The sequence below is a fragment of the Vibrio sp. OPT20 genome (assembly GCF_963889365.1).
Classification (GTDB): domain Bacteria; phylum Pseudomonadota; class Gammaproteobacteria; order Enterobacterales; family Vibrionaceae; genus Vibrio; species Vibrio splendidus.
This window is the reverse complement of sequence record NZ_CAWPOA010000091.1, coordinates 1-256: the sequence shown is the minus strand read 5'-3', so window position 1 is coordinate 256 and position 256 is coordinate 1. Positions and strand designations below refer to the sequence as shown.

The following is a 256-nucleotide window of genomic DNA, read 5'->3' as shown; positions in this document are numbered from 1 at the left end:
CTAGCATTTCTGCTAGAGCCTTAAATATGGCAGGGGTGGAGAGATTCGAACTCCCAACACGCGGATTTGGAATCCGCTGCTCTGCCAATTGGAGCTACACCCCTAAAACTTTTTATTACTTCAGATTCGAAAAAACCTCGCACTAGGCGAGGTTATCGAATAAGTGGCGGAGTGGACGGGACTCGAACCCGCGACCCCCGGCGTGACAGGCCGGTATTCTAACCAACTGAACTACCACTCCGCAGTGGTCAACTCA

Annotated in this window: 2 tRNA genes; both read right to left on the bottom strand. The window is 51.6% G+C overall.

The features are described from left to right. Window positions 1-27 precede the first annotated feature (27 nt). Window positions 28-104 (bottom strand) — tRNA-Trp (locus tag AACR09_RS19410). Between the two features lie 60 nt (window positions 105-164). Then, window positions 165-241: transfer RNA gene (locus AACR09_RS19405), tRNA-Asp, on the bottom strand. Window positions 242-256: the final 15 nt, after the last annotated feature.